Genomic DNA, 7,507 nt, shown 5'->3' with positions numbered 1-7,507 from the left:
CACAGATTGCAGAAACAATGGCAGCTATTAAAGCAATGAACAAACTTACCAGGATAGGTATGCCTGAAACCTACAAAGTGGCCTGAAATGGGGCTTCATTACTGATGTTTTGTCTATGGAATGAATTGATCAACAGAGCCTGTTGGAGGTTGAAGTGGATATTGAGTTATTAGCTAATTTAGGTTTAGATCTATTGGAATTTGACGACAGATTGCCGTCAATGAGGTTTAAGTTGTTGTATGAAGTTAAGTATTTTGGAGGAGAGTTTAGATTTAACTATTCAAATCTTTGGGTTGAGTGTGGAGTTTGGGAAAATTGGTTAGAACAGCTTTTAGAGTTGCAGTTTGATGCGCCGAAAAAGGCGGTGTTTCATGATATGGATAAAGACTTTTTTATTACTATTACTAAAGAGTCCGAAGGTCAATTCGTGTTTGAAGTTGATTTTGCGCTTGATGAATTTGAAATGCCAACTACTCGGATCAATAGTACTTTTAAAGTCTCTCAAGACAAATTGAGTAAAATAATATCTTCTTGTCAGAGTTTCCCGGTGGTATGGTAATTACCTGTCCCGTTTGCTGGTGGCGAGTTACTTGAACTGGCGCAAGTGGTTTTAGGCGGTGCATCACAGGCAATTGTGGGCGTGGTATTTGACCAATTAGCGCAAACGGAAGCGGGTGAAGAAATACTTGCCCGAGCGGCGCAGCATTCAGAAACCTTGTCGGAAATGATAGGGGCGACGGGTGCGTAATGTTGAAGGACCGGATGCATTGATAAATGGTGTAAATTGGGAAATAAAAGAGGTTTCAGGCACGGGTAAGCATTCTTTTTACGATAACATTGGTAAGGGGATTAGCCAATTTGATAATAGCGCTGTTAAAAAATGGGCCTAACTACAAATGATAGCAGGATTCTTGTTGATGTTAGAGGTAATTCTACATGGGATGCGGAAGCTAATATTAATAAAGAGCTTGTTAAAAGAGGGGGGATTTTAGACAAAAAGGGAGGAGAGAGATTAAAGTAGTAACAAGTCAAGGTATAATTAGTTGGAAGCTGTAAAATGAGTAACTGCTACTTTTTAGTTTGTATGGATTGTAAATCAGGTATTTTATTAGGAAAAACTGTTGAAGCTAAATATTCTGATATTACCAAGTCTACAAGTGGATTCAGTGAGTTGGGCACAAATAAAGACCATTGGCATTTCAATTATAAATGTGCTGTAAACTTGCAGCATTTTTTGATGCTTCATCGGGGGCATGAATTGAGGGTATTACCGGACACGGTAGATAAATTGGCTAGAGATAAGGGATTTCCCAATACATGGGTTGGTGAAAACAACGATCCTGATCCTGACTATGATCGATTGAGCTTTCTTAATCAAGATGTGGGAATCCCAGATCCAGAGAGTGAAATGGAAAATCTTCCAAATGAGTTACTTGAGCGATTGTCAAAATTTTAATTGCCTGTCCCGTCCAAACGTCCACTAGATAACGGATAATATTGATTTTAGGTTATTGCATAAAAATCAACCTGTCATTTCTTAAATCCTTACCAACATTTTCAAAATCACTGCTGAATTTTCAAATCTTGTCTCAATTTCAGAACAAAAAACAATCAAAAAATTCATTTGAAGCATGGCTGTCCCGTGGACGGGGATACCGACCTCCACTGGTCAACAAATCAACTCCACACCCGTTAATAATCCACCCCATTTTTCAAAAGTAACCGTCCGTCGATTGGAATAAAGTTGTAAACAATCCAGAAGCTAATACGCGGTATGAATTTGAAAACGGCTACGCATACCAAACTGATAGTGATGGACGGGTGAGTTCTATGGAAGCAGACTTGCAATTAGATCCTTGGGATAGAAATACTTATAGGCAAAGAGCGTCTGGCGGGGAATGTAGGGAAAACGCCGAGAGTGGCGGACATTTAATTATCTCAGTGTTTGGAGGGTAGAGAGAAAGTGTTAGCCTTGTACCAATGAATGTCAAACTGAATGGTTCTGGGGGGAAATGGTATCAGCTTGAGCAGCAATGGAAGTCTGTATTGCAAAACAATGGTTCTGTGAAAGTGAAAATTCAACCCGTTTATTTAGGTGGTAGTACAAGACCTCAGTCATTCAAGGTCAGTTATTCAATCGATAACATACCCCAGCAACCAGTTACATTAATGAATACATCTACAGGAAACTAATTATGAGTGAAGCTCATTTATACGAGAAATTAGGAAAGCTTTTGTTGGGAATTATGCCCGGTGAGGTAGAGTTGATTTATTGTGTTGGGAGGATATATCCGGAATTTCATCAATTGGGTCCAGAATGGGTGAATAAAGATTCCAGTATTGGGCGTTTTGGATTTGATGATTATCCAGATGAGTGGTGTGATGAGTTCTTCAGTGTTGTTTCTTCATTGCAGAAATTAAGCATTTCGAGCAAAGAGAATTGGACTCACTTCAAAGCCTCTCTAACAGAAAAAGGTAAATTCAAAATTGAATTTGCCTATATACCAGAAGATGATTCGTGGCCGGGAGTATATATGAAGAGAGTTAGTGATTTAACAGAAGAAGAAGCCAAAGCTCACTACATTCCTGAGCAGGATTGGCTTGAAAGAGTGAAGAAATATAAAAGTCAATAATGTCCCGTCCAAATGTCTGCCCTGTCTGCCTCGTTCAAACGTCCAAAAGATAAAGGGTAGTATTTTTTAGGTTGATTTTAGGGGTTTATTTAAAATCAGTCGTTTTCTATTAAATTCCTACTAGAATTTTCAAAGTCCATTTCGGAATTTAAAATTCCGTCTTAATTTAATAAAAAAACAAAATTTAAACTCCTCCGAAATACAAAATACATCCAAGAATATTTAAACGCAGAGCCTCAGCCGCAGGGATGCGGCTGCGGAGCCTCCAAGGTAGGATTAACGGCGACTCTGCGTTAATATTCTTGGGTGTATTAGCTCTAACGCCTCTATTTTTTTCATCACGTTATTTGTTATTAAAAACAAATCCATACAACGTAATTCCGTCAATTTAAAAAAGAATTACGCTCTATAAATACTTCCAATTTGTTCCTTTCTCCTCCACCTTGCGTAAATCCCAAAAGCGTCTATACCTACCTTTCAGGCCACATTGCTTTCCTAATAAAAACTTCCAAGTCAAACGTTTTAAATAGCGAAGTAATAACGCCTATAAAAAATAATATTTACGAGGATTTAAAACATATGAAATTAAAACATGTCGGAATAGGTGTTTCCGCGTTATCACTGGTTGCCACTAGTGTAATCGCTGCATCACCACAAAAATCGTCTGAATTTAGATTCGACAATGCATTGCAAGCAGCGAAACAAGATCAGTCCAGCCAGTACATGGTGGTATTCAAAAAGGGTGCGAAAACGTTTGCTGGTAATGCAACTAGCCGTGGTGCTCAGGAAGTGGCATTAGTGAACAACGGCGTACTAAATGCGAAAGCGGCAGCTTCAGTGATTGAGCGTGCAGGTGGTCAGTTTTTGAACTCAATTGATAAGCAGCGAATTGCCGTCGCGAATTTAAATAAAAAAGCGTACAACGCGCTGCTGAAAAGCGATGAAGTTGAAATCGTAGAAGAAGATCCAAAGCGTTATTTAACGGCGCAAACCACGCCTTATGGCATCACCATGGTGCAGGCTACGTCCTTGGTACAAAGCAATAAAACTAACCGAAAAGTATGCATTATCGATACCGGTTACGACTTAGGTCATGAAGATTTGCCAACCGATGCAACAGGGCAGGCGAATAATTCGCAGGTGGGAGCGTGGAATAATGATGGTCACGGTCACGGTACGCATGTTGCGGGTACGGTTGCAGCGCTAGATAACAACGTTGGCGTCGTCGGCGTGCATCCCGATGTGGCTTTGCATGTGGTGAAAATATTCAATGATTCCGGTAGTTGGACATCCGCTTCTGACCTCATTCAAGGCATTCAGCAGTGTAAAGATGCAGGCGCAAATATTGTCAGTATGTCCCTTGGTGGTGGTAGTTCGTCAACGGCTGAAAGTAACGCCATGCAAGGCTTTGTGGATGATAACATGATGTTGATTGCGGCGGCGGGTAACGATGGCAACAGTTCGTTATCGTATCCTGCATCTTACGATGCGGTGATGTCCGTGGCAGCGGTGGATTCCAGTGCGAATGTCGCGTCTTTTTCTCAGTACAACAGTCAGGTAGAAATTGCCGCGCCGGGTGTTGCAGTCAATTCTACGTTACCCGGTGACACTTACGCTTCGTGGAATGGTACTTCGATGGCAACGCCACATGTTTCGGGCGTAGCAGCGTTGGTGTGGTCGTTCCATACCAGTTGTACTGGCGAAAATATTCGTAAAGCATTAAACGATTCTGCCCAAGATCGCGGTGCTGCTGGGCGCGACAACTTCTACGGTAATGGAATTGTGAAAGCACTCGATGCTCACAACTACCTGAATACGTGGGGCTGCGCTGGCGATCCCAATGGCGGCGGTGGTGGCGGCGGCGGTGACGTCGATCCGTACGAAGAAACCTACACGGGTCTATCCGGTGCAACTAGTAGTTGGCGAGATTACACGCTTGATGTACCAACAGGCGCGTCGGTAATGACGGCAACCATGAGTGGCGGAACGGGTGATGCGGATTTATATACGCGTTATGGCTCCTTCCCAACAACATCTTCGTATGAGTGCCGACCTTACTTTGTGGGTAACAACGAAACTTGCACCCACAACAACCCTGCCGTGGGTACGTGGTATATCAGTATTCGTGCCTACTCAGCGTACAGCGGTGTTACTTTGACCTTCGGTTACGAGTAACATTTGATGTTTTAGTTAATAAATTTCTTCATCATGACTAAGTTCAAGCCCGGCTCATGCCGGGCTTTTTTAAAAAAAGGTAAGCCATTGGTGGTTAGTAGTATATAATCCGAGCATCGGAATCATCCCCAATTAATTAAAAGGACGTTTAATGAAAAAGCGTTTCCCACTTGATTTGCTCATTCTCTTTCATCATTCAGTTATGTGGAGGTTGTAACCGTTTTTGTTTACAGCTTCTTGTTTACGATCCCTAACCCATTTTTTACCAACACTTACATAGTCTTTTCAATCTCTGCTATCTTAACTCGCGAAAAATTCGCAGCGAGTTTGCGATAAATCTCTACTGGTGACTGACAATTAAACACAGTTATTCAGCGCTTGCTAATCATGTGAAACAAAAATTAACGATTAAAACAGCTAACTTACTGTGTCGTGCGTATCGGGCATTACACTTTTGTTATATTGTAACGTTTCTACAAAGAACAAAATTTAGGAATACAACAATGAAAACAAGGCTCGCCATCGTAGCTGCTAGTATTGCTGTTGCGACTTTTGCAACGCCTAGCATGGCAGACGAAGGGATGTGGCAACCACATCAGCTTCCAGCACTTGAGAATGTATTAAAAGAAAAAGGGTTGGAAATCAATCCTAAGAACATTTCGAAACTCACCGAATTCCCAATGAATGCTGTGGTCAGCTTAGGCGGCTGCACTGCGTCTTTTGTTTCTCCCAAAGGTTTGGTGATCACAAACCATCACTGCGCTTATGGCAGCATCCAGTTTAATTCTACCGCCGATAACAACTTGTTAGATAAAGGCTTTTTGGCAAAGTCATTAGACGAAGAGTTACAAGCTGCGCCGGGCTCTCGTGTATTTGTTACCGAAGAAGTCACCGACGTTACTGCAAAAGTTAACGACGGTATTCCCGATTCTTTAAGCGGCGAAGCGCGCTACCAAGCCATTGAAGATAATCGCAAAGCTTTGGTTGCAGAATGTGAGCAAGACAAATCTTATCGCTGCACTGTTTCTAGCTTTCACGGTGGTTTAGAGTTTTACTTAACTAAAGCGTTAGCCATTCGCGATGTGCGTTTAGTTCACGCGCCAGCTAAGTCCGTTGGTAAATACGGCGGCGACATTGATAACTGGATGTGGCCCCGTCACACCGGCGATTACTCTTTCTATCGCGCCTATGTGGGTAAAGATGGCAAACCAGCGGATTTCAGCGAAGACAACGTACCTTACGTGCCTAAAAGCTTCTTGAAAGTGTCGGCAAAAGGCGTATCCGACAGCGACTTTGTGATGGTGGCGGGGTATCCGGGCCGCACAAACCGTTATCGTTTAGCGGAAGAAGTGCGTCATGCCTTTGGTAAGTCTTACCCGCAAGCGAAAGAGTATCGCGAGCAATTCATTGATATTATTAAAGAAGTGGCGCCAGAAGGTTCCGATGCGCGTGTGAAATATGAAAGCACAATTGCTAGCTTAGCCAATTACGCGAAAAACTACGGTAGCATGTTAAACAGCTACAGCCGCAGTGACTTCCAAGCGCGTAAAGATCAACTTGAAAAAGACTTAACCGCATGGATTAACGCCGATAAAAAACGCATGGCGAAGTACGGCGAGTCGTTATCTCAGTTAAATGCGCTGATTCAAAAAGAGCAGGCAACATGGTTGCGCGACTTAACCTTGGGTTATGCCGGGCGCACTAATTTAATGCGTGCCGCGAAAAACTTGTATCGTTTAGCCCATGAAAAGCAAAAGCCGGATGCAGAGCGTGAAAGGGGTTATCAAGAACGTGATTTAAAGCGTTTTGAACAATCCATGAAGCGTATTACGCGTCGCTACGAGGCAGAAGTGGAAAAAGCGGTATTGCAACACTTCTTTAGCCTGTACGCTAAGCTTGATAAGTCGATGCACCTTGAATCCATCGACGACTTCCTTGGCACAGACAAACTGAACGAGAAAAAGCTAGCGAAGAAGCTCGACAAAATGTTCAAGAAAACCAAGTTGGGTGATGAGCAAACACGCCTTGATTGGATGAATGCCTCAGTTGAAGACTTCAAAAAGAGCAAAGACCCCTTCATTCAGCTAGCAGTTGCTACTTTTGACGACGACATGAAGTTGGAAAAGCAGCAAAAAGCCATTGCCGGTGAGTTCCAAACGCTGCGTCCGAAATTCATGGAAGCGATAATTGTTTATAATCAATCCATCGGTAAGCCCGTTTATGCCGATGCCAATAGCACATTGCGTGTAACTTACGGAAACGTAAAAGGCTATTCACCTAAAGATGGTAACTTCATGCTACCGTTCACTACCTTGCGTGGCCTTGAACAAAAAGAAACTGGCGAGTGGCCGTTTAATTCACCTGAAAAATTGCTGAACTTGGTGAAAGCGAAGCAACATGGCGACTACTACTATGAGCCTGTGAATTCTGTGCCGGTTAACTTCCTCAGTACCCTTGATACCACAGGCGGTAACTCAGGTTCGCCAACATTGAATGGCAAAGCCGAGCTGGTGGGCTTGTTGTTCGACGGCGTATTTGAAAGCGTGATTGGCGATTGGGACTTTGACGACAACCTGAATCGTTCTATTCACGTTGATAGCCGCTACATGTTATGGGTGATGCAAAACGTGGATCACGCAGACAATCTGCTTCGTGAAATGGCCATCGTAAAATAAGCTTTCTTGTTGTATGTCAGCCCT

7 protein-coding genes and 1 pseudogene are annotated in these 7,507 nt (G+C 42.8%); all 8 read left to right on the top strand.

Annotated elements, in window-relative coordinates; genetic code table 11:
* The first annotated feature begins 154 nt into the window (after positions 1–154).
* The 8 genes and pseudogenes from HJG39_RS12455 to HJG39_RS12425 all read left to right on the top strand — a co-directional run bounded on the left by HJG39_RS12455 (position 155) and on the right by HJG39_RS12425 (position 7,483).
* On the top strand, positions 155–559 hold the full coding sequence (locus HJG39_RS12455) for a hypothetical protein (RefSeq protein ID WP_268409561.1): 405 nt from the start codon (positions 155–157) through the stop codon (positions 557–559).
* 45 nt (positions 560–604) lie between these two features.
* Positions 605–748: a hypothetical protein gene (locus tag HJG39_RS12450; RefSeq protein ID WP_268409560.1), complete on the top strand. Its 144-nt coding sequence runs from the start codon at positions 605–607 to the stop codon at positions 746–748.
* Entirely contained in the window at positions 741–890 is a 150-nt protein-coding gene (locus tag HJG39_RS12445; protein WP_268409559.1) for a hypothetical protein, read from the top strand. Before HJG39_RS12450 ends, HJG39_RS12445 begins: the two co-directional genes overlap by 8 nt.
* Positions 891–1,057: 167 nt before the next feature.
* Positions 1,058–1,456, top strand: a complete 399-nt coding sequence (locus tag HJG39_RS12440) for a hypothetical protein (RefSeq protein ID WP_268409558.1) — start codon at positions 1,058–1,060, stop codon at positions 1,454–1,456.
* Between the two features lie 320 nt (positions 1,457–1,776).
* Positions 1,777–2,193: pseudogene (locus HJG39_RS19435) on the top strand (DNA/RNA non-specific endonuclease); the annotation flags it as partial.
* A 2-nt stretch (positions 2,194–2,195) separates the two neighbouring features.
* Positions 2,196–2,633 (top strand): immunity protein YezG family protein, encoded by a 438-nt coding sequence (locus tag HJG39_RS12435; protein ID WP_268409557.1) that lies wholly within the window; start codon positions 2,196–2,198, stop codon positions 2,631–2,633.
* A gap of 579 nt (positions 2,634–3,212) precedes the next feature.
* A complete protein-coding gene (locus HJG39_RS12430) occupies positions 3,213–4,808 on the top strand; it encodes a S8 family serine peptidase (RefSeq protein WP_268409556.1) in 1,596 nt (531 codons plus the stop codon).
* A 503-nt stretch (positions 4,809–5,311) separates the two neighbouring features.
* Positions 5,312–7,483, top strand: a complete 2,172-nt coding sequence (locus HJG39_RS12425; RefSeq protein WP_268409555.1) for a S46 family peptidase — start codon at positions 5,312–5,314, stop codon at positions 7,481–7,483.
* Positions 7,484–7,507: the final 24 nt, after the last annotated feature.

The sequence above is a fragment of the Alteromonas sp. a30 genome (assembly GCF_026788005.1).
Lineage (GTDB): Bacteria > Pseudomonadota > Gammaproteobacteria > Enterobacterales > Alteromonadaceae > Paraneptunicella.
Note: the sequence above shows the minus strand (reverse complement) of the source record. Positions and strands in the feature narration are given on the sequence as shown.

Excerpts from the sequence above, each read along its gene's own strand:
- HJG39_RS12440 (WP_268409558.1), top strand. The coding sequence starts at position 1,058 with ATGAGTAACTGCTACTTTTTAGTTTGTATGGATTGTAAATCAGGTATT.
- HJG39_RS12435 (WP_268409557.1), top strand. The coding sequence starts at position 2,196 with ATGAGTGAAGCTCATTTATACGAGAAATTAGGAAAGCTTTTGTTGGGA.
- HJG39_RS12430 (WP_268409556.1), top strand. The coding sequence starts at position 3,213 with ATGAAATTAAAACATGTCGGAATAGGTGTTTCCGCGTTATCACTGGTT.
- HJG39_RS12425 (WP_268409555.1), top strand. The coding sequence starts at position 5,312 with ATGAAAACAAGGCTCGCCATCGTAGCTGCTAGTATTGCTGTTGCGACT.